At 45.7% G+C, this 21,662-nt stretch carries 16 protein-coding genes; 15 read left to right on the forward strand and 1 reads right to left on the reverse strand.

Going from position 1 to position 21,662, the window contains the following annotated elements:
• Window positions 1-134 precede the first annotated feature (134 nt).
• Genes D8S85_RS13535 through D8S85_RS13545 form a run of 3 tightly spaced genes read left to right on the forward strand, consistent with a single transcriptional unit; the run spans window position 135 to window position 2,689 of the window.
• On the forward strand, window positions 135-1,346 hold the full coding sequence (locus tag D8S85_RS13535; protein ID WP_106481132.1) for an ATP-binding protein: 1,212 nt from the start codon (window positions 135-137) through the stop codon (window positions 1,344-1,346).
• Between the two features lie 2 nt (window positions 1,347-1,348).
• Window positions 1,349-2,302, forward strand: a complete 954-nt coding sequence (locus D8S85_RS13540) for a tRNA-dihydrouridine synthase family protein (RefSeq protein ID WP_127075240.1) — start codon at window positions 1,349-1,351, stop codon at window positions 2,300-2,302.
• 6 nt (window positions 2,303-2,308) lie between these two features.
• Window positions 2,309-2,689, forward strand: coding sequence for a YbaN family protein (locus tag D8S85_RS13545; RefSeq protein ID WP_106481134.1), 381 nt, complete (start codon window positions 2,309-2,311; stop codon window positions 2,687-2,689).
• 28 nt (window positions 2,690-2,717) lie between these two features.
• Here D8S85_RS13545 and leuS read toward each other — a convergent pair whose 3' ends face one another.
• On the reverse strand, window positions 2,718-5,489 hold the full coding sequence (leuS, locus tag D8S85_RS13550) for a leucine--tRNA ligase (RefSeq protein WP_106481135.1): 2,772 nt from the start codon (window positions 5,487-5,489) through the stop codon (window positions 2,718-2,720).
• Window positions 5,490-5,633: 144 nt separating this feature from the next.
• On the opposite strand from leuS, the gene D8S85_RS13555 reads away from it, so the two are divergent.
• From D8S85_RS13555 to D8S85_RS13610, 12 genes are all read left to right on the forward strand, one after another.
• Window positions 5,634-5,969, forward strand: a complete 336-nt coding sequence (locus tag D8S85_RS13555; RefSeq protein WP_407712131.1) for a type II toxin-antitoxin system RelE/ParE family toxin — start codon at window positions 5,634-5,636, stop codon at window positions 5,967-5,969.
• Window positions 5,947-6,252 carry a helix-turn-helix domain-containing protein gene (locus D8S85_RS13560; protein ID WP_106481136.1) on the forward strand — a complete coding sequence of 102 codons (306 nt, stop codon included), beginning with the start codon at window positions 5,947-5,949 and terminating at the stop codon, window positions 6,250-6,252. The genes D8S85_RS13555 and D8S85_RS13560 overlap by 23 nt, the downstream gene beginning before the upstream one ends.
• A gap of 225 nt (window positions 6,253-6,477) precedes the next feature.
• Window positions 6,478-7,509: an HmuY family protein gene (locus D8S85_RS13565; RefSeq protein ID WP_127075242.1), complete on the forward strand. Its 1,032-nt coding sequence runs from the start codon at window positions 6,478-6,480 to the stop codon at window positions 7,507-7,509.
• A 189-nt stretch (window positions 7,510-7,698) separates the two neighbouring features.
• The gene (locus D8S85_RS22100) at window positions 7,699-9,939 is read left to right on the forward strand and encodes a TonB-dependent receptor (RefSeq protein WP_106481138.1); all 2,241 of its coding nucleotides are present in this window, start codon (window positions 7,699-7,701) and stop codon (window positions 9,937-9,939) included.
• Between the two features lie 19 nt (window positions 9,940-9,958).
• Entirely contained in the window at window positions 9,959-14,287 is a 4,329-nt protein-coding gene (locus D8S85_RS13575; protein ID WP_127075244.1) for a cobaltochelatase subunit CobN, read from the forward strand.
• Between the two features lie 2 nt (window positions 14,288-14,289).
• Window positions 14,290-14,988, forward strand: a complete 699-nt coding sequence (locus D8S85_RS13580; RefSeq protein ID WP_106481140.1) for a hypothetical protein — start codon at window positions 14,290-14,292, stop codon at window positions 14,986-14,988.
• Window positions 14,988-15,590 carry a MotA/TolQ/ExbB proton channel family protein gene (locus tag D8S85_RS13585; protein ID WP_106481141.1) on the forward strand — a complete coding sequence of 201 codons (603 nt, stop codon included), beginning with the start codon at window positions 14,988-14,990 and terminating at the stop codon, window positions 15,588-15,590. The genes D8S85_RS13580 and D8S85_RS13585 overlap by 1 nt, the downstream gene beginning before the upstream one ends.
• Complete coding sequence (locus D8S85_RS13590; protein WP_087419139.1) at window positions 15,587-15,910, forward strand: DUF2149 domain-containing protein; 324 nt, start codon at window positions 15,587-15,589, stop codon at window positions 15,908-15,910. The genes D8S85_RS13585 and D8S85_RS13590 overlap by 4 nt, the downstream gene beginning before the upstream one ends.
• A 112-nt stretch (window positions 15,911-16,022) precedes the next feature.
• Window positions 16,023-17,480: a sodium:solute symporter gene (locus D8S85_RS13595; RefSeq protein ID WP_106481142.1), complete on the forward strand. Its 1,458-nt coding sequence runs from the start codon at window positions 16,023-16,025 to the stop codon at window positions 17,478-17,480.
• Between the two features lie 698 nt (window positions 17,481-18,178).
• Window positions 18,179-18,700, forward strand: coding sequence for a UpxY family transcription antiterminator (locus D8S85_RS13600; protein WP_106481143.1), 522 nt, complete (start codon window positions 18,179-18,181; stop codon window positions 18,698-18,700).
• Window positions 18,701-18,706: 6 nt separating this feature from the next.
• Complete coding sequence (locus tag D8S85_RS13605; RefSeq protein WP_228423224.1) at window positions 18,707-19,474, forward strand: hypothetical protein; 768 nt, start codon at window positions 18,707-18,709, stop codon at window positions 19,472-19,474.
• A 132-nt stretch (window positions 19,475-19,606) separates the two neighbouring features.
• On the forward strand, window positions 19,607-21,553 hold the full coding sequence (locus D8S85_RS13610) for a polysaccharide biosynthesis protein (protein WP_106481144.1): 1,947 nt from the start codon (window positions 19,607-19,609) through the stop codon (window positions 21,551-21,553).
• The last annotated feature ends 109 nt before the right edge of the window (window positions 21,554-21,662 follow it).

A 21,662-nucleotide genomic window follows, 5' to 3' on the forward strand; every position in this document is an offset into this window, starting at 1 on the left:
TGCGTTAGTTTGGAGTAAATATGTTTCAAGAGACTGACATTTTTCGTGTGCGAAAAAAATGAGACAAAAGAAGTAATTTCTTTTCGTATACGAAAAGAAATTTGTAATTTTGGAATACCAATTAATTATGAAACATGGAAATACCGCATTATTATGCTAGAATGATCTATCTGGATCGAATAAAACCATTTATTGACACGCAGATTATAAAAGTTTTAGTAGGACAAAGGCGTGTCGGAAAAAGTTTTATGCTTTTTCAGTTAATGGATTACATCCGGGGGAAAAATGCGAACGCTGATATATTATATATTAATAAGGAATTATTTGAATTTGATTCTCTTCGGGATTACACGGATTTAATGTATTATATACAGAAACACAGGGAAGGAAAGACAGGGAAATGTTACCTTTTTATTGATGAAGTGCAGGATATAATATCATTTGAAAAGGCCTTGCGTGGATTGTTGGCTGACGGGAGATATGATATTTACTGTACAGGAAGTAATGCCCGGATGCTATCGGGGGAATTAGCCACTTTTTTGAGTGGACGTTATGTGGAATTTAGAATTTGGGGGTTGAATTATTCTGAATTTATGCAATTTCATCAGTTGGAGGATAGTGATGAAACATTTTCTCGGTATTATAAATTCGGGGGACTTCCTTATTTAGTAAATTTACCTTTTGATGAGGGAATCGTGTCGGAATATTTAAGAGGTATCTATAACACGATTCTTTTGAAAGATATTGTTGATCGGTATGGTATTCGTAATGTTAGACAATTACAGGATCTTACCGTATATTTGGCTGATACGATCGGGAATATGTTTTCGGCGAGTAGCATTAGTGAATATCTAAAGTCTCAAAGGATTGATTTGACTCCCAAGATGATTCTGGAGTATTTAGGGTATCTGGAGAATGCTTTTTTTGTTCGTCGGGTGCGTCCCGTGGATATTCAAGGTAAGAAACAGTTCCGGATAGGAGAGAAATATTATTTTGAAGATTTGGGAATCCGCCATGTGCTCCGACCTTTCCGTCCGAATGATATTGGTCAGGTGTTGGAAAATGTTGTCTATCATCATTTGATGGTTTGTGGATACACGGTTCATGTCGGGCGCGACGGGGATCGGGAGGTCGATTTCGTGGCGGAGCGTGATGGTGAAAAGTTGTATGTTCAAGTCGCTACTTCCGTGATGGAACAAAAGACTTGGGAGCGTGAATATGGAAATTTACTGGGGATTAGAGATAATTATCCGAAAATTGTAGTTACTTTAGATCCGCTTGAGGGGGCCTCTTTCCAAGGAATTCGGCAAATTCCCGTACGGCGTTTTCTTTTAATGAATAATTAAGTATGAAAAAGTATAAGATACATTTTGCCCCGGTACAGGGGATTACCGATTGGACATATCGGAATATACATGCGAAGTTTTTCGGGGGAGTGGATGCTTACTACACGCCGTTTATCCGGGTGGAGAAGGAGGATTCATTTCGTTCAAGGGATATGAAGGATTGCGATCCGGAGTTAAATAGCGTGGAGTTGCTGGTTCCCCAAGTGTTGGGAGGGGAGCCCGCGGAGTTGGATGTTTGCTTGCAGATGTTGGAAGGACGGGGATACAAGCAGGTGGATATTAACATGGGATGCCCGTTTACGATGATTTCCCGACGGGGAAAGGGAGCCGGATTGTTACCTCACCCGGAGAGGGTGGAGGCCTTACTGGAGGTGGTGAAGGATTTTCCGGAGATACAGTGTTCCGTGAAGATGCGGTTGGGATGGGAAGATCCGGGTGAATGTCTGAAGTTATTGCCCTTGTTGAATGCGGCCCCGTTAGCAGCGATATTTCTTCACGCTCGGGTTGGCGAGCAGGAATACAAGGGGGAGACGGACAAGGAGGCTTTTGAGGCTTTCTATAAAGAGTGCGAACATCCATTGTATTATAACGGGGACATTTTGACTTTGGAGGATATTCAAGCCGTGACGGAGCGTTTCCCTCGTTTGGAGGGAGTGATGATCGGGAGAGGTTTGTTGGCAAACCCGGCCTTGGCGCAAGAGTACGCGGAGGGTCAAGTACTTGCCGGGGAAGAACGATTAAGAAAGTTCAAGGCGTTTCATACCGAATTACTTGCGGCGTATGCCGAACGATTGCAGGGAGATCGCCAGTTGTTGATGAAGATGAAAACGTTCTGGGAGTATTTCATGCCTTCGACAGACCGGAAGATTTTGAAGAAAATTCACAAGAGCAATAAGTTGACACAGTATAACGAGGCGGTGGTGAAGGCTTTTGTGCCGGGGGATGAGGAAGAATAAGTGCGGATGAAAAAGGCGATATATATCATCATCGGTTGTATTTCCGTGGTACTGGGAATTATTGGCATTTTTGTTCCCGGATTACCGACTACTCCTTTTTTGTTGTTAAGTTCGTGGTTGTTCTACAATAGCTCGAAACGATTACACGATGCTTTACACCGTTCGAAATGGTTGGGACCTTACTTGAGGCGTTTTCAAGAGCGTAAAGGAGTTGGGTGGAAAACAAAGGCGGTGTCGATCGTCTGTATGTGGACCATGATTTCTATTTCAGCTTTCGTGGTTCTCGAGAACTGGCATGTGCGTTTGTTGCTTTTAGGACTGGGAGTGATCGGAACGTGTAGTGTGCTGTTCATTGTTCCTAATGCCAAAAAGACGCCGGAAAACTGAATTCCCGGCGTCTTTTGGGTATTGAATATTATCCGATAACGATGTTCACGATTTTCTTCGGGACAATAATCATCTTTTTGATCTCTTTTCCTTCTAACCATTTGGTTGATTCAGGAGCAGCTTTGACTGCGACCTCAATATCAGCGTTGGTTGCTGTTAAAGGCATGGATAGTTTGAAACGAACCTTGCCGTTGAAGGATACCGGGTATTCGAAAGCGTCTTCTACCAAAAATCTTTCTTCCCATTTGGGGAATGATTCTTTCGTGATGCTTTGGGTGTGGCCCAACAGACTCCATAATTCTTCCGCCATATGCGGGGCAAAAGGAGCGATAGCGATCACGAGAGGTTCAAGGATGGCCCGTTTGTTACATTTCAAGGCGGTCAGTTCGTTCGTGCAAATCATGAATGCAGGAATAGACGTGTTGAATGAGAAGTTCTCGATGTCATATTCTACTTTCTTGACGGTTTTGTGTAGCACTTTAAGCTCTTCCTTGGAAGGTGCTTCGTCACTTACGTTGAAGTCTTCTCCGACTTGGAATAGACGCCAGAATTTGCGTAAGAATTTGTACACTCCGTCAATTCCTTGCGTGTCCCAAGGCTTGCTGAATTCCAAGGGTCCGAGGAACATTTCGTACAGACGTAACGTGTCGGCCCCGTATTCTTCAATAATCGTGTCGGGATTTACCACGTTGAACATGGATTTCGACATCTTTTCGATGGCCCATCCGCAGATGTATTTTCCGTTTTCTAGGACAAACTCGGCATTGGCGTACTCCGGCATCCATGCCCGGAATGCATTCAAGTCAAGAATATCGTTTTTAACGATATTTACATCCACGTGGATTTCCGTGGTTTTGTATTGATCTTTCAATCCGACGGAAACGAACGTGTTCGTACCTTGTATTCTATATACAAAGTTTGAACGTCCTTGGATCATGCCTTGGTTGATCAGTTTCTTGAAAGGTTCTTCCTCGCAAGCCACATCGATGTCATACAGGAACATATTCCAAAAGCGGGCGTAGATCAAGTGTCCCGTGGCATGTTCGGAGCCACCGAGATAAAGATCGACGTTTCTCCAATAGTTACATATTTCGTGATCAACTAATGCATTATCGTTGTGTGGGTCCATGTAACGCAGGAAGTAAGCGGATGATCCGGCAAAACCGGGCATCGTGTTTAGTTCCAACGGGTAACCCTCTTCTGTCTTCCAGTTCTTGGCTCGTCCGAGGGGAGGTTCTCCGCTCTCGGTGGGCAGATATTTATCAACTTCCGGCAATTCCAGTGGAAGTTTGGACTCGTCCAGCATGTAGGGAAGATCGTCCTTGTAATACACGGGGAACGGTTCGCCCCAGTAGCGTTGACGGCTGAAGATGGCATCGCGCAAGCGGTAGTTGATTTTGCTTTTACCGATACCTCGTTTTTCCACTTCTCCGGCAATATAAGCGATGGCCTCCTTGACTTCCATGCCGTTGATGATGCCGCTGTTAATCATCTTGCCGACTTTGGCATCGTAGGAACCTTCCGACATATCGTGGCCTTCCCCGTCATCGATAACGGGGATGATGGGCAGGTTGAAATGTTTGGCAAAAGCGTAGTCGCGGCTGTCGTGTCCCGGAACAGCCATGATGGCACCGGTTCCGTAACCGGAAAGAACGTATTCACTGATCCAAATGGGAATCGCCTCGTTGGTGAACGGGTTGATGGCGTATGATCCGGTGAAGACTCCCGTAACTTTTTTCACGTCGGTTTGGCGCTCCCGTTCCGTCCGTTTGGACACGTAATCCAAATACTCGGCAACGGCATTAGCTTGTTCGGGAGTTGTTAACGGCTTTACGTAATCGGATTCGGGTGCCAGTACCATGAAACTAACCCCGAATATGGTATCCGGGCGGGTAGTGAATATTTCTAATTTCAAGTCTGAATCTTTCACGTCGAATTTCACGTCTGCTCCTTGTGAACGACCGATCCAGTTACGTTGGATGTCTTTCAAGGAGTCAGACCAGTCAAGATTTTCGAGCCCGTCAAGCAACCTTTGCGCGTAAGCGGAAACCCGCAATGACCATTGGCGCATCTTCTTTTGCACCACGGGATACCCCCCGCGGATGGATAGTCCCTCTTTTACCTCATCATTTGCCAATACCGTTCCCAGCTGGGGACACCAGTTTACCATGGTGTCGGCCAAATAGACAAGGCGGTAGTTCAGCAATATTTCTTGTTGTTCTTTTGTACTCTTGTTTTTCCATTCCTCGGCGGTAAAGTTCAACTCTTCTCCGCAAGCTACATTTAATCCTTGAGTTCCAACGGTTTCGAATGCTTTTACCAGTTCGGTGATCGGCAGGGCTTTCTGTTTGTCGTAGCAATAGAAACTGTTGAACATTTGGATAAACGTCCATTGAGTCCATTTGTAGTATTTCGGGTCGCAGGTTCGGATTTCCCGGTCCCAGTCAAAAGAGAACCCGATTTTATCCATTTGTTCCCGGTAACGACGGATGTTTTTCTCCGTGGTGATGGCCGGGTGTTGTCCGGTCTGGATGGCATATTGTTCTGCGGGCAGACCGTACGCGTCATATCCCATGGGATGCAGGACGTTGAATCCTTTCAAATGTTTGTAACGGGAATAGATGTCGGAAGCGATGTAGCCTAGCGGGTGTCCCACGTGTAACCCTGCCCCGGAAGGGTAAGGAAACATATCCAACACGTAATATTTGGGCTTGGAAGGATCGACTTCCACCCGGTAAGTTTTGTTTTCTTGCCAGTAGCTTTGCCACTTTTTCTCGACTTCCTTGAAATTGTATTCCATGTTAATCCTTTTTTAGTTCTCGTAATAGATTGCAAAGGTAATAAAAATCACTAATTCACTTAGTATATTCCTGTTTGGAGATGAGAAAAACATGAAATAATCAATACGAATGTTGTATAATTATATAACATTCATTATATTTGTATGATGAAAAAGATCATTGCATATAAGAGGTATTTTTCGGACTTCATTTCAACCTTATCGCAAGAAGAACGTGGAAAAATAAAACGTGCATTGGATTTGTTTAAGGTGGAAGATCGAATGCCAAGACACTATATTAAGTTCATTCGTGATGGGTTATATGAATTTCGTGTAAGTTATGGAAATAATGAATTTCGAATTTTCTTTATATATGACGGGGAAGTGATTGTCGTTTTATTTAATGCATTTAGAAAAAAGACACAAAAAACACCAGATAGTGAAATTAGGAAAGCAATAAAGTTAAAGGAGGAATATTATGGAACTAAAGGAAATCAGTAAAGACATTTACGATGTTGATGCATGGCTTGATGAATGCCTTGGCAAGGAAGGTTCTCCTGAACGAGAAAAAAACAGAGAGAGGGCATGGGAGGAATATAATGCTCAAATACTGCTTGATGCACGGAAAAATGCGGGGCTAACGCAACAAGAACTCGCAGACCGTATCGGAGCAGATAAAGGATATATTTCACGAATTGAGCGTGGGCTTACTGTTCCTACTGTTGCTACGTTGTATAAAATAGCCTCTGCAATGGGATTGACGATAGAACTTAGACCTATTTAGTATTTCTTATTACGATTAGTGTAAAGTAAAATCTGATTATATAATGATATATTTCCTCGCTTATAAGCGGGGATTTTTTATTTACGGGCATAACTTAACGGATATGTCATCCCTATAATCAATTAGGGAGGGATCTTTTTTACCCATTTTAAGGGATTGTGGGTGGAGGTGGGCGACTTTACTTTTGTAGCGCTATATTGTTATTAAACTAAATTTTTAAATATAATGAAAAAGATGAATTGGTTTCTTGTGGTTTATGTTGTTGGGGCGTGTTTTGCTTCTTGTACGAAGAATAACAACGGTGATTCTTGGATTGGAAAGTCTGTTACCGTAGATTGTGATCCATATAATGCATGGTCATATTTTAGTTTTAAGGAGGGAAAGACGGTAAAGACACTGAACGTGAAAAGTATGGAAGGAGCTGTAGCGGGAGTGTATTACGGGGATTTGAGTTCTAATACGCTTATAAAAAATACCGATTCTTTGCTGATGGTAATTAATGAAGGCATCGGGGATACCGTGGTTATTTCCTTCCCGGCTTGTAAAATTGGTGCGATGAGTGGAACAGAAACAACGAACGCTAGTTTTTCTTTAAAAGCTATTGCTAAAAAGGAGGGTAATATATGGAAGATCTCAAGTGAGAAGTCTGTTGTTGCCATGGAAAAGGAGAATGCCACCTCTACGGATTATTATATGTCGATAAATGGAACAATCGGTACGACGAAGAACGCAGACTTTGACCTTGCTTTATACATGAATGTAAAGGCAATGGAAGATGGAGGGATGCAAATGAATATGGGAGGAGACCTTGTCGGAAAATCTACCGGAAAGACTTATGGCGTGGATGGTGATGAAACTTCTTTCGAATGGGATCTTGCCTTCCATCGGTATGATATAAAAACGAATGGTGGTGCAGCCATCATGTTACAAACCTCGGATTTGGAAAGTGTTACTTCTGCCGATGTTACGGGGGAGAGTTTTACTTCTGACGTGGACGGAGAGGTTATGGTGGATATGTCGGGAATGATGACTGGCTTTATCGGATATCAACCCACGAAGGTTAACGAGGTGCTGGCTAAATGGGTAACGGCAACTCCTACCGGATCAATGCCTCCGTACACGTACAAAATTAATGGAAAAGTGTTTGTTGTGAAAACTGCCGATGGCAAATATGCAAAATTACGTTTCACGGATATGTCTGATGCCACGGGCAAAAATGAGGCAGCTACATTTGATTATGAGTATCCTCTAAAATAATTTTTATTCATGATTAATCAAGAGGGTGTCTAACAAGTCTTATTTAATATCAAACTACCCCCTCCAACTCCCCCTTATACCAGGGGGAGAGTTGATTGACAGGCGGTTTTCCTTCCTATGCAAGGAGGGGGTGGTAGTCGTTAAAAACAGATTTGTTAGATAGTCTCTTTTTTCCATAAAAAGAGTTTTATGAGGTGTAAATTATTGATATTGTTTTTTATTCTTTTGTCATCATCAGCGTTGATGGCTGATGAGCATACCCATGAGGCTCCTGCTTTTAAAGTGCAGGGGATTGTTACTGATGAGAAGGGCGAGGGATTGCCGGGAGCATCTGTGTGGGTAAAGGGAACGGTGGTCGGAGCCGGAACAAACGCTAAAGGAGAATTTTCTTTTAAGTTGTCATCGAAGAATAAGTGTGTGTTACGGGTGAGCTTCACGGGATATGAACCGCAGGAACGAGAGGTGACTCCTGGGGGTGACAGTTTGTATCGTTTTGTGTTGACACCGAGTAATAACGCGTTGAATGAAGTGGTGATCACGGGAACCCGTACGCTGAAACCGTTGAAGGATGTCCCGGTGCTTACCCGCGTGATTTCACAGGAAGATATAGCACAGGTAAACCCCTTGGATTTGCAAAGTTTACTGGAATATGAAATGCCGGGCTTACAGTTCGGGCTGGCCCACGGTTCTGGGTTACCGGAATTGAAATTCCAAGGATCTGCCGGGGGGTACGTGTTATTTATGATTGATGGAGAACGTATTGCCGGAGAGGGATCCAGTAATAATATTGATTATAGTTTGATTGATATGGATAATGTAGAACGTATTGAGATTGTCAAGGGACCGATGTCCACTCTTTACGGTTCTCAAGCAATGGGGGGTGTGGTAAATATTATTACGAAAGATGCGAATCGTCCTTTTACGGGCAACGTTTCCGTGCGCTATGGCAATAATGACGAGAGTAAATATTCTCTGTCTTTGGGAACCAAACAAGGACGTTTTTCTGCATTGACCTCTCTTTCCTACCGTAAACGGGAGGCTTATGCTTTAAAAGATAAAGAAGGGCAGATTGAGTATTCGTATTATAAAGATATATATGGGAGAGATTCTGTGGTTGCGGATACGTCGAAGAAAGGGATGTCCAGTGTGAACGGATTCGAGATCTGGCAGGCGAATCAGAAATTAAGCTACACGTTTAACGAGAATTTTCGAATCTCCTTGAATGGGACATATTACAATAACGACGTGCTGGAATACGTGGAGCAAAAAGAGCAGGATCGCTTTTCTAATTACAGTATAAACCCTCGGGTGTATTACGCTATAAATGCTTCTCATATATTAGATTTCTCGTATGTGCTAGAGAATTACGAGAAGCGTTACGTCTATACTACTTCGTTGCCTTCCAAAAAGGTTTTTGGAGATTTTACCAATACCGTTCGGTTGAATTATACCGGGAGCATACATGAAAAACATACCTTGACAGCCGGTATAGAAGTGAATACCCAGAAATTGCAACATTATTGGTTTGATAACGGCTCGGGAAAGAAATTTGACGCCCAGACGTATGTGTTGTACTTGCAGGAAGATTATAAGATAAGCAATTCGTTTAGCATGTTGGCAGGAGTTCGTTCGGATTGTCATTCAAAATACGGTTTTCATGCGAGTCCGAAGATTTCATTGATGTACAAATATGGTGTTTTGACATTACGCGGTGGCTACGGGATGGGATTTCGTATACCCTCCTTGAAAGAATTGCATAGTGAATATGACATGGGCGGACAGGGCTTTTTCATGATATACGGGAACGAAGATCTAAAGCCTGAAATCAGTCATCAGGGAACGCTGTCTGCAGAGGTAACAAAGGGAATCTTCAATGGCTCCGTGTCCGGATATTACACGAGATTTTTTGATGAAATTGCATTGGGATTGGCCCCGGACGGGAAAAATCAGCAGTATTATAATGCGGATGATGCAACGAGAACGGGGGTTGACGTGATGGCGCAATTCCGCTTTAGAAATGGGTTGACCTTAAAAGGAGCCTACGCTTATATTGACGTGCATTCCGAAGTGGATGGACATAATATGGCGAGTGACCGCCCGCATAGTTTGACTTTTACGGCAAATTATTCCAAGACGTTCGGGAAGATTACTTTGTCGGCAGCTTTAAACGGGCGGTGGATGTCTTCAGTGGAGACGTGGTACAAGAATAGTGCGGGCGGTTACGTGAAAAATGAATACGAGAGCCGGACCTTTTGTTCTTTGAATCTTGGCGCTCGTTTCCCGAGAGGTTTTCGTTTCACGGCAGGTATTGATAACTTGTTTGACTTCAGAGATAAAAACGTGACAGCCGATCAATCGGTGACCCTGCAGAGGGGAATCGGGTTTATCGGGACGTTGTCAGTGAATATAGCAGATTTATTAAAATTATGATTCATAAAAGAGAATAAGGATGAAAAAAAAGTGGCTTACGTTAGGATGTTTTTTAATTGTCGTCTTGTTGGGGATCTGGGCGTATAACGTCTGGTTCGGGACCACCAAGATTGCTTTCGTGAATTTCCAGACGATTACGATGGGAGGTATTGCGAAGGCGAATGACAATTCATTTATTAAATTGCAAGAGGTACCTGTGGAGGAACTGGATCGGTTGTCCGGTTTTGATATGGTATTTGTGAATGGTATGGGCTTGCGTGTTGTGGAAGAACAACGGCAGCAGATACAGAAAGCGGCAGATAAAGGAGTGCTCGTGTACACGACGATGGCGACGAATCCGGCAAATAATATATGCACGATCGATTCGGTTGACCAGGTTGCTTTGAGGGGTTATCTGGGGAGCGGAGGAAGACGGAATTACAAGAATATGCTGAACTACATCCGGAAAAACATGGATAAGAAACTCATTTCCGTGGAGGAACCGGAAGCCCCGATCGAAAGAGCTTCGGACGTGTTGTACCATGTCGATCTGGATAAGCCGGGGGACGAGCTTGATTTTATTTCCGTGGAGGAATACGAGAAATATTTGAAGAGTAAACAACTATATAAAGAGGGAGCGAAAAAAATCGTGGTGACCGGACAAATGGCTGATGCCACGGGATTGATCGATACGTTGGAGCGCATGGGATACAATGTTTATCCGGTTCTGTCTTTACGACGTCTGCTTGATTTCATGCGTGAAATTAGTCCGGATGCGATTATCAATATGGCGCATGGCAGGTTGGGAGATGATGTCGTGAAATATTTGAAAGAACGTAATATCTTGTTGTTTGCCCCGTTGACCGTAAATAGTCTGGTAGAGGAATGGGAGCGGGACCCGATGGGAATGTCCGGAGGATTTATGTCCCAAAGTATTGTTACGCCGGAAATTGACGGGGCTATCCGTACGTCGGCTCTCTTTGCCCAGTACGAGGATAAAGAGGGATTGCGTCATTCTTTTGCGGTACCTTCACGGTTGAAAACGTACGTGGAGAATATTCAAAAGACGTTGGCTTTGAAGGAAAAGCCGAATAGCGAGAAACGAGTTGTGATTTACTACTATAAAGGTCCGGGACAAAGTGCCATGAGTGCTGCCGGGATGGAAGTGGTACCCTCGTTGTATAATCTTTTGAAAAAGATGAAAGAAGAGGGATACCGGGTAGAGAATCTGCCGGCAAATTCCAAGGAGTTGGAGAAAATGATCATGGCGGAAGGTGCCGTGTTCGGTACTTATGCAAGCGGGGTGATGGATCATTTCCTGAAAGAGAGCCACCCGCTGTTGATTTCGAAAGAGGAATATGAGAGTTGGGTGAGACAGGCTTTACGGCCGGAAAAATATGCCGAGGTGGTAGCCGCTTTCGGGGAGTTCCCCGGGGAATACATGAGTACTGCCGATGGCAAATTAGGGGTATCCCGCATACAGTTCGGGAACGTGGTCATTATGCCTCAACCGGCAGCCGGAGGCGGGGATAACGCCTTCCAGATTGTACACGGAACGGATGTTGCACCCCCTCATTCTTACGTGGCTGCTTATTTGTGGATGCAGTACGGATTCAAAGCGGATGCAATGATTCATTTCGGAACGCATGGTAGTTTGGAATTTACGCCTAAAAAGCAGGCTGCCTTGTGTGATTTGGATTGGCCCGATCGACTGGTGGGTAGCGTGCCTCATCTTTATATCTACTCTATCGGCGATGTGGGTGAGGGGATGATTGCCAAGCGTCGGGGATATGGTGTGTTACAATCTTACCTGACACCCCCGTTTATGGAGAGTAACGTGAGGGGTATCTATCGGAATTTAACGGAAAGAATAAAGATATATAATCAGAAAGCTTATCCGGAAAAAGGTACAGCCAATTCGAAGGAGGTGGAGCAAGCAGCCCTGTCCGTGAAAGAATTAGCCGTTTCCTTGGGAATGCATCGGGAGTTGGGCTTGGATAGCGTGTTGAATGTTCCTTACACGGAAGAAGAAATATTGAAGATCGAGAATTTTGCGGACGAGTTGGCCGCGGAGAAGGTTACCGGGCAACTGTACACGATGGGCATCCCCTATGAGGCATCCCGGATTGAATCGTCCGTTTATTCGATGTCAACCGACCCGATTGCCTACGGGTTGTTCGGCTTGGATCGGTTGAGAGGAAAGGCGGATGCGGGTGTGTTGAAACGGAAGACTATATTTACCGAACGTTATCTTGATCCCGCTAAGCGATTGGTGCAGAGATTGCTGGATGGACGGGAGAGCGTGAACGATGATTTTATTTGCCAGGTGGCAGGTATCTCGAAAGAAGAACTGGCACAGGCTCGTGAAATCGATCAGGATCGGAATACTCCCAAGGGAATGATGGCGATGATGATGGCTGCCGCGGCAAAACAACCGGAAATTACACCGGTGAAGAAGAAAGAGTCCGGGCTTTCAATGGCCGGGATGATGAAGAATATGATGAAGCGGATGGGGGAAGGGAAGACTCTCGAAGAGCGATTGGAGATAGCAAGGAAGATGGGGGCACCCGAAGAGGCTTTGAAGAAAATGAAAGCGGCAATGGAAAGTGAAAACGGTGAAAAAGGCCCGGATATGAGTGCCATGATGCAAGCGATGATGGGAAAGAAAGCCAAGGAATATTCCAAAGAAGAGGTGAACAAGGCGCTGGCTATCGTGGAAGTGGAACGGACGTTGAAAAACGTGAATAATTATAAGCGGGCATTACAGGATAGTCCGGAGGTTGAATTGCAGTCGCTGATGAATGCCCTAAATGGCGGTTACACGGCTCCTTCTCCCGGGGGTGATCCTATCGTGAACCCGAACACGTTGCCGACGGGGCGTAATCTTTTTGCGATAAATGCAGAGGAAACACCTACGGAATCAGCCTGGGAGAAAGGAGTGCAGTTGGCAAAGAGTACAATCGAGATGTACCGGAAACGACATAACGGGGAGTTCCCGAAAAAGGTCAGCTACACGCTTTGGTCCGGAGAATTTATTGAAACGGGTGGAGCCACGATTGCTCAAGTGTTGTATATGCTTGGCGTGGAACCCGTGCGGGATGCTTTCGGACGGGTAAGCGATTTGAAATTAATCCCGTCGGCTGATTTGGGGCGTCCGCGTATTGACGTGGTTGTCCAGACTTCCGGGCAGTTGCGGGATATTGCCGCATCTCGTCTTTTCTTGGTGAATCGGGCCGTGGAGATGGCCGCGGCTGCCAAAGATGATCAATACGAGAATCAAGTGGCCGCCGGGGTACTGGAAGCGGAAAAGACGTTGATTGACAAGGGAATCTCTCCGAAAGATGCGCGTGAGATTTCAACTTTCCGGGTCTTCGGGGGTGCGAATGGCGGTTACGGAGCCGGAATACAGGGGATGGTCGACGCCGGAGATCGTTGGGAAGATGAATCGGAAATAGCTGCAACCTATTTGAATAATATGGGTGCTTATTACGGCAGCGAGAAAAACTGGGAAAAATTCCAGCAGTTTGCTTTTGAGGCCGCTTTGACCCGGACGGACGTGGTGGTTCAACCCCGGCAGAGTAACACGTGGGGGGCGTTGAGTCTGGATCATGTGTACGAGTTTATGGGAGGCTTGAACCTGACAGTTCGTAACGTGACGGGAAAGGATCCGGATGCTTATTTCAGTGACTACCGGAACCGGAATAACAATAAAATGCAGGAAGTAAAAGAGGCGATCGGTGTGGAGTCGAGAACCACGATCTTTAACCCTTCTTATATCAAGGAGAAGATGAAAGGAGAAGCGACCTCGGCTGCCGGTTTTGCCGAAATTGTTCGTAACACTTACGGTTGGAACGTGATGAAACCTTCGGTGATCGATAACGAAATGTGGGACGAGATTTACAACGTGTATGTAAAAGATAAATTTAACCTAGGGGTACAGGATTTCTTTGAGCAACAGAGTCCGGCAGCCTTACAGGAAATCACGGCTGTTATGATGGAGACGGCACGTAAAGGGATGTGGAAAGCCACGGAACAGCAATTGGCCGATTTATCGAAATTGCATACGGACCTGATTCAGAAGTATAAGCCGGCTTGTTCCGGATTTGTATGCGATAATGCCAAATTGCGTGATTTTATCGCATCTAAAGCAACTCCCGAAGTAGCCAAGCAATATCAGAACAGTATAAAAAATGTACGGGAAGTGGCGGCAGATCAGTCCAAAGGTGTCGTGATGAAGAAGGATGAAATCGCTTCTGAGACACACAAACACACAAATAAGGTGAATTCCGTTTGGATTGTTATCGGTGTTGTAGTAATTTTGGGTAGTCTGGCGGTTTTGATGCGTAAAAGACGTAGAAACAGAATGTAATAATGGACACAATTGTATTGATATTAATATTACTGACGGCATTTAATTTTTTATTGAAACAAACCTTCTGGAAGCCAATAGCGGTGGGCGTCACTGCCGCTATTGCTGCCGTATTTGTGATTCTGGTGTGGCCTTATGCTATCGAACAATCAAAGACACAAATTGCTGATTGGTTGTCGGACAATCAATTGATGTTGGACACTTCCGTCGTGTTGACCTTGGAGATTGTTTTGCAGATGGCATTCTGCCTGTTGGCTGTTCACGTGGCAAATTTCTCTCCGGTCAAAAGGCGTATGATGTGGGCATATCGTGTATTGTATTGGTTTCCGGGAGTTTTGATATTCCCGGTTCTGTTTTTCGGTTTGACCCAAGCGATATTCTCTTTTCCGGGAGTTTCATTTAAATTGATTGCCTGGCTGTTTGGCCTGTTTGTTTTCGTGGTTATTCCTGTGGGAAGATGGTTGGTCAGGTGGTTGTTGCCGGAAGAAGAGTTGCGTCTGGAATTGTTTTTCCTGACGAATGCCTTGGTGGCAATTTTAGGAATTATTGCCACGGTAAACGGGAGAACGGCTGTAGATGGAGTAAGTGATGTGGACTGGTCGGCATTGACCGGCTGTATTATACTGTTTTTAGTGGGAGCTATTGTAGGGTGGATCGTGTATGTGATCAAAAGAAAACTAACTTTTAAATTGAGAAGATAATGAATGCTATTTCTGATATCATGTTTTGGATTTCAACAGGATTGTTAGTACCTGTTATCGTGTTGTTGATTCTGTTGTTTTTTCGTTCCCTTTTACTGGTGGGGAGTTTCTTTGGCCAATATGTTTCTATTCGTAAGACGGATAAGGTGATCCGGGAGCAAATGGAAACATTGCACGTGGATAACGTGGATCATTTGGCAGAGAAATTACCGGAAAAGAGTAATTCTCTGGTCGTGATGTTTATGAAGCGCATCTTGGCAGAGCAACAGAATAAAGCACAAGTTCAACGCTTGTTGGCTAATTTCGAGATCGCGGCGGATAAGGACTTGGCAATATCCAAAACGTTGACAAAGTTAGGACCTATCTTAGGTTTGATGGGAACCTTGATTCCGATGGGACCTGCTTTGGTCGGTTTGTCCACGGGTGATATTGCCTCGATGGCCTATAATATGCAGGTCGCTTTTGCCACGACGGTGATCGGGTTAGTGGCCGGGGCCATCGGTTTCTTGACCCAGCAGGTAAAACAGCGTTGGTATTTGCAGGACATGACTAATTTGGAATGTCTCGTGGAAGTGTTGAATGAAAAGAATGAGAAGAGATGAAACGTAATCTGTTAAAAAAAGAAGAGGATAATGACCCGATTAGTGCGGTGTCGAATCTTTTTGATGTGGCGATGGTGTTTGCCGTGGCTCTGATGGTAGCGTTGGTGACAAGATATAATATGACGGAGATGCTCTCGACAGAGGATTTCACGATGGTAAAAAATCCGGGAAAGGAAAATATGGAGATTATTACCAAGGAAGGGGAAAAGATAAATCGCTACACGCCTTCGGAAGACCAAAACCAGTCGGGGAAACGCGGGAAGAAAGTGGGGATCGCGTATGAGCTTGAAAACGGAGAAATTATTTACGTTCCGGAGTAAACTTTATAAGGTTCATAAAGTACACGTATCTATTTTACGGGCTTTATGAACCTCATGTACGTTATAATCTTATTTATGCTATATTTGTCGTGGAATAAAAATCATTGTGCCTGTGTCCACGAGTTTAGTTTTAACGGTTTTATTAGCTTATTTTTTATTGTTGATTCTGGTTGGCTTCGTGACGACCAGAAAAGTCAATAGTGAGATGTTTTTTACCGCAAACCGGAATTCCCCTTGGTATCTGGTGGCTTTCGGGATGATCGGGACAACGCTTTCCGGGGTGACGTTTATCTCTATCCCCGGGGAAGTCGGTAATACGCACTGGACTTACCTGACCTTGGTTTTCGGTAATTGCGTGGGATATATCGTGATTGCACTCGTGCTTTTGCCCTTGTTTTACAGGCAGCATTTGGTTTCTATATATTCTTGGTTGGGAACTCGTTTCGGGGAGAAGGCCCGGTTGACGGGTTCTTTCTTTTTTATCGTGTCGCAACTCGTGGGGGCTTCCTTCCGGTTATTCTTGGTTGTCGGCGTGTTACAACTGGCATTCTTTGATGCTATAGGCGTGCCTTTCTGGCTGACCGTGTTTATCACGATTGCCTTCGTGTGGATTTATACCGTGCGGGGAGGGATCAAGACAATCGTTTGGACCGATACATTGCAAACCGTGTTTATCCTGATCTCTGTCGGTTTGACAATCGTGGTGGTAAATAAGGCGTTGGATTTTAATTTCTCGTCAGCCCTTGCTGCTGTAAAGGAAAGTCCTCTTTCCAGGGTGTTTGATTTTGACTGGAGGTCCGGCCAGAACACGGTGAAACAGTTTTTGGCAGGAGTGGCGATCACGGTCTGTCTGAATGGGTTGGACCAGAACATGATGCAGAAGAACCTGACGTGTCGCTCCTTGCGGGAGTGTAAGACGAACATGTTTTCCTTCTCTTTTTTGTTTCTTGTGACGAACGTGTTGTTTCTGATGTTGGGGGCCTTGCTTTATATATATGCGGAAAGAGAAGGAATCGTGCTTCCCGGGAAGTCTGATGACGTGTTCCCGTTCCTTTCCCTGAATTATTTCGGGGCCACGGCCGGACTGTTTTTCTTGCTGGGAATAACTGCCGCGGCCTATTCTTCCGTCGATTCGTCATTAACGGCTTTGACGACCTCGTTCTGTATTGATTTTCTGAAAATAGATCCAGGTAATAGAGAGGAGAAGAAAAAGCGGATCGGGGTACATATCGTGTTTTCGTTACTGATGATTTTCGTGGTTGTCCTCTTCCGTGAATTGAATAATTCGAGCGTCATATCATCTCTTTTTAAAGCAGTAGGCTATACGTATGGGCCTCTCCTGGGACTTTTCACATTCGGTCTGACGACAAAATATCAGGTACGGGAGAAATATCTTCCTTGGGTCTGCTTGCTTTCACCGGTGCTCTCTTACGTGGTGAATTGTTACTCGGAACAACTCCTTTTCGGGTATAAATTCGGCTTCGAGATTCTCCTGCTTAATGGACTGCTTTGTTATCTGGGTTTACTATTGATTCGTGATAAGTTATCTGGTAAGCCTCTAAATGCTTAATTATCGTTTTTTTTACTCAAATTCAATCGTCCCGTTGCCCATTGACGAAATCTTGTGGCAATGATAGAACGTATACGATAGCCATCCTCCCTAACTCCTCCTTACACGGGAAGGAAAAAACGCTTGGCAATCAACCCTCTCCCTGTGTAAGGGGAAGTTGGAGGGGGTAGTTGTGATGCTGTCTAAAACTTGTTAGACAGTCCCATGGTAGGTTCGTGGGGTAGCGAAAGAGTAGGAAATCCCTATACAAGTGAGGAAAATGGTTAAATAACGTATATACAAGGTGAAATTGGTGTTTTTGTATTCACTTGTTAATCAACTGTTTGTATGGGATTTTGAATCTTATTATAGGATCGTTTAATGCGCTACAAATATAGTAAATTTTCGAATCTCGTAAATAAAAATAAATAATTTTTTCTTTTTAGTAATCAAGTGGTTGCATTTTTACGATTTCAGACAATTTGTTGTTAAGTGCTGGTATCATTAAACGATGATTTTTTGATATAAAAAATGGTTTAATGAGACAGCTTTCGTGCCTCTATAATAAATATCACTGTTTAAGTGGGGGGCGTGGGACACGTGGCAATAAATCGGGACCGGTAACAGGGTTAGTGCGCGAAGCGCGCCCGGCCGGGAAGCGTGAAGAAGGTTGTTTGAAATTCAATACAATCCCTTGACAAGGGAACATCAAAGGATAAATGGTTGACAATAACAAGATAAACTGGTACGTGGCTCACACTCGCGTGAATCAAGAGTTGTGGATAAAGAAGCGGCTTGACGAGCTGGGGATCGAGAATTTCCTGCCCCAGGAAGAGCAAGTCCGGGAAACGCCGCTGGGTCGTAAAACGATCCGGGTGCTCTTGATCCACGGGATGATTTTTATTCACACGGATAAAGCGACGAGTTTCTCGTTGATAAACGACCACGGGCTGAATATCGTTTACCTGAAAGATATCGAGGGTCGTGGCTCGTTGATCGTTCCCGACAAGCAAATGCGCGATTTCATGTTCTTGCTTGATTTTTCCCCGGAGGGGGTGGAAGTGCTGAACAAGAACCTGAAGCGGGGAGACCGGGTACGAGTGATCAAGGGTCCCCTGCAGGGGCTGGAGGGCGAGCTGGTTCGCCTGATGGGGCACAAGCGGGTGGTTATCCGCCTGGAAGGCGTGGTGTCCATAGCGACGTCCTACATCCCGGGCTCCTTCCTGGAACGAGTAGAGTAGAAAAAGATGATGGAGAAAGGTTTATTTCATGAATTGTACGGTCGGCTACGGGAGGTAGATTTCCGCTCGTTTCCCCCCGACAAGCAGTCCGGTTACCTTCACGGTTACTTGACGGTTTACGCGATGGTACGGGTTTACCCGTGGCTGGAAGCCGATTTCGGCACCCCGCACGAGATACACGAGCGAGCGAAAGATATCGCCCGGCGGTACGAGGTGCTGGTTCGGAAGAAGGATCTCCCGGCGGATACCCGGGCCGGTTACGCGGCTGACTTGATGGACGTTTACCAGCTGCACTCGGATCTCGAATTCCTGGAGCAAGGAGTGGACGCGGCTTACGACATACTGACGCCGTGGGGAAGCGACAAGCTGGTGTTACCGTGCCGTACCCCGAACGCCTGCCGTTTGTTGTGTAATTGCTATTACTTCACGGGTGACGAGGAATGCGGGAAGTTGGCCGGCAAGCTGGTGACGGAAGCGCTGGGGTACACGCGGGGAAGTTACCGGGGCGACTTGCTTGACTGGTGGGAGGCGATTTGCCTGTACGATGACGTGATCGGCCTGCTGGAATTACCGCTTGAAGAACGGGAGCGGTTGAAGGGAGAGCGAGCCCGGTTGTCCGCCCGGGTCCGCCAGGTGGAGGACGAGATGATCGAGCAACTGGCACGCGAGGGGGAGTTTTCCCCCGCGGGTTCGGGACAAGTATTTTACATCCTGGCGAAACGAGAGTTCGCTGCCCGCAACATGGAGTTTGAAAAGAAGAATAAATATATCTAATTCACACTGGAGCATCAGCTCAAAACCATTGTTTATGTATCAGTGCTGGCGTCTCCCTCCACCGTACTTCAATATGCCGGATCAAGCTATTAAATACTACCGGAGGGGGCGCCTTTTTAACATGATTCTAAAATGAAGAATTCACTTCACTCGATATGCGATCGTTTACGCGAAGGGAAGAAATACATGAACTCTCGGGCAATCCTTTTGGTGGATATTTTTTTATCTGCCGGCAGTTCATTTGTTACACTTCTTTTCGTTGATAACTTTATTATCGACTTGTCCCGCTCAACCTATGTCTTGGTCATGATTGGGACATGCCTGACCAGTTTTTTGGCATTCTGGGGGTTGAGCGTGAACCGTAACATCATCCGACACGCCACGATCAAAAGTATCGGGCGGATGGGGATGGCGGTGTTGCTGAAGGAAATCCTGCTGGTAGGGATGATTCTTGTTTCGGGGGAACACTTGTTCGGGCAGCATCTTTTTGCTTGCGGCTTGATCGATTTCCTCGTAACGACTGCTGTGCTGGTCGGTTTCCGGGTAACACTCGTGCTGGTTTACGATTTCGCGATTTCACTGTATGGTTCGGGGAAGACGAGGGTTCTTGTTTACGGTACCGGGGATAAAAGCGTGGCCTTGAAAAAAAGAATGCATACCAGCAAACATTATCACGTGGTGGGGTTCGTGAATCCCGACAAGTACTTGAAATCTTTTGTGATATCGGAATTGCCGGTTTATTATTTCGCGGACGAGCCGAATTTTGTTCGTTTTGTAAAAAAGTATAACATAAACGGTCTTTTATATCCCTCTCACGAGGAGGCTCGCCGGGAGAAAGACCGGTTAGTTCGTTTTTGCCAGGAGAACGGGGTAAAGAACCTGGTTTCCCCGCCGATAGACGTGTTGGGTGACGGGGCGAAAAAGACGGTTATCCGGGAGATCCGGATAGAGGATTTGCTGGGACGAGAGGAGATCCGGGTAAACACACGAGAGATTGCGGCGTATTTTGCGGGCAAGGTAGTGATGGTCACGGGAGCGGCCGGTAGTATTGGCAGCGAGTTGTGCCGTCAGTTGGCAACTTTCGGCGTGAAGCATTTGGTCTTGTTTGATAACGCGGAAACGCCGATGCATGAACTTCGGCTCGAACTGGAACGGAATTTTCCCGGATTGACATTCACGCCTTTTATCGGTGATGTCCGTCAGAAGGAGCGCCTGCGAATGGCATTCGAGATGTATCATCCCCGGGTGGTATTCCATGCCGCGGCTTACAAACACGTCCCGTTGATGGAAGAAAATCCTTGCGAGGCCGTCCGGGTCAACGTGGAGGGATCGAGGTTGGTGGCCGATTTTTGCGTGGAATACGATGTCGATATGATGGTGATGATCTCCACGGACAAGGCGGTGAATCCCACCAACGTGATGGGAGCCTCCAAACGGTTGGCGGAAATATATGTACAAAGTTTAGGATTAGCAATAGAGCGTGGGGAAGTGAAAGGTAAAACTCGTTTTGTCACGACTCGTTTCGGAAATGTACTGGGGAGTAACGGTAGCGTGATCCCTTATTTCCGGAAACAAATCGAGCGGGGTGGCCCGGTGACGGTTACCGACCCGGGGATCACCCGCTTTTTCATGACCATCCCGGAAGCTTGCCGCTTGGTGATGGAGGCGGCCGCGATGAGCACGGGTAACCAGATATTCGTTTTTGACATGGGAGAGCCCGTGAAGATCGTCGATTTGGCCGAACGGATGATTCGCCTGGCGGGATACGTCCCGAACGAGGATATCCAAATCAAGTTTATCGGGCTGCGTCCGGGAGAGAAATTATACGAGGAGGTATTGAGTAGCGAGGAAAACACGATTCCTACCGGGAATGCCAAGATCCGGGTAGCCAAAGTGCGAGAGTACAAGCGGAACGAGATACTGGAGGCTTACGACCGGCTGGAGGAATTGGCCTTGGCGGTAAAGATCGAGGATACCGTGCGATTGATGAAACGGATTGTCCCCGAGTTTAAATCGAGGAACTCCCGCTTCGAGATGCTGGACCGGGAGAAACTCCCTGAGGGTATTGCCATCAAGTAAACCACCCCCTCCAACTTCCCCTTACATCGGGAAAGGGTTGTAATTTCTTCTTGAAGACGGTGAGTAGCTCAACTCTCCCTCTGTTTATAGAGGGAGTACCCCGAAGGGG

This window comes from Butyricimonas faecalis (assembly GCF_003991565.1).
Taxonomy (GTDB): Bacteria; Bacteroidota; Bacteroidia; order Bacteroidales; family Marinifilaceae; genus Butyricimonas; species Butyricimonas faecalis.

Excerpts from the sequence above, each read along its gene's own strand:
- D8S85_RS22100 (WP_106481138.1), top strand. The coding sequence starts at position 7,699 with ATGAGGTGTAAATTATTGATATTGTTTTTTATTCTTTTGTCATCATCA.
- D8S85_RS13590 (WP_087419139.1), top strand. The coding sequence starts at position 15,587 with ATGAAACGTAATCTGTTAAAAAAAGAAGAGGATAATGACCCGATTAGT.
- D8S85_RS13540 (WP_127075240.1), top strand. The coding sequence starts at position 1,349 with ATGAAAAAGTATAAGATACATTTTGCCCCGGTACAGGGGATTACCGAT.
- D8S85_RS13545 (WP_106481134.1), top strand. The coding sequence starts at position 2,309 with ATGAAAAAGGCGATATATATCATCATCGGTTGTATTTCCGTGGTACTG.
- D8S85_RS13610 (WP_106481144.1), top strand. The coding sequence starts at position 19,607 with ATGAAGAATTCACTTCACTCGATATGCGATCGTTTACGCGAAGGGAAG.
- leuS (WP_106481135.1), bottom strand. The coding sequence starts at position 5,489 with ATGGAATACAATTTCAAGGAAGTCGAGAAAAAGTGGCAAAGCTACTGG.
- D8S85_RS13580 (WP_106481140.1), top strand. The coding sequence starts at position 14,290 with ATGGACACAATTGTATTGATATTAATATTACTGACGGCATTTAATTTT.
- D8S85_RS13535 (WP_106481132.1), top strand. The coding sequence starts at position 135 with ATGGAAATACCGCATTATTATGCTAGAATGATCTATCTGGATCGAATA.
- D8S85_RS13585 (WP_106481141.1), top strand. The coding sequence starts at position 14,988 with ATGAATGCTATTTCTGATATCATGTTTTGGATTTCAACAGGATTGTTA.
- D8S85_RS13575 (WP_127075244.1), top strand. The coding sequence starts at position 9,959 with ATGAAAAAAAAGTGGCTTACGTTAGGATGTTTTTTAATTGTCGTCTTG.
- D8S85_RS13565 (WP_127075242.1), top strand. The coding sequence starts at position 6,478 with ATGAAAAAGATGAATTGGTTTCTTGTGGTTTATGTTGTTGGGGCGTGT.
- D8S85_RS13555 (WP_407712131.1), top strand. The coding sequence starts at position 5,634 with ATGATGAAAAAGATCATTGCATATAAGAGGTATTTTTCGGACTTCATT.
- D8S85_RS13600 (WP_106481143.1), top strand. The coding sequence starts at position 18,179 with ATGGTTGACAATAACAAGATAAACTGGTACGTGGCTCACACTCGCGTG.
- D8S85_RS13560 (WP_106481136.1), top strand. The coding sequence starts at position 5,947 with ATGGAACTAAAGGAAATCAGTAAAGACATTTACGATGTTGATGCATGG.
- D8S85_RS13605 (WP_228423224.1), top strand. The coding sequence starts at position 18,707 with ATGATGGAGAAAGGTTTATTTCATGAATTGTACGGTCGGCTACGGGAG.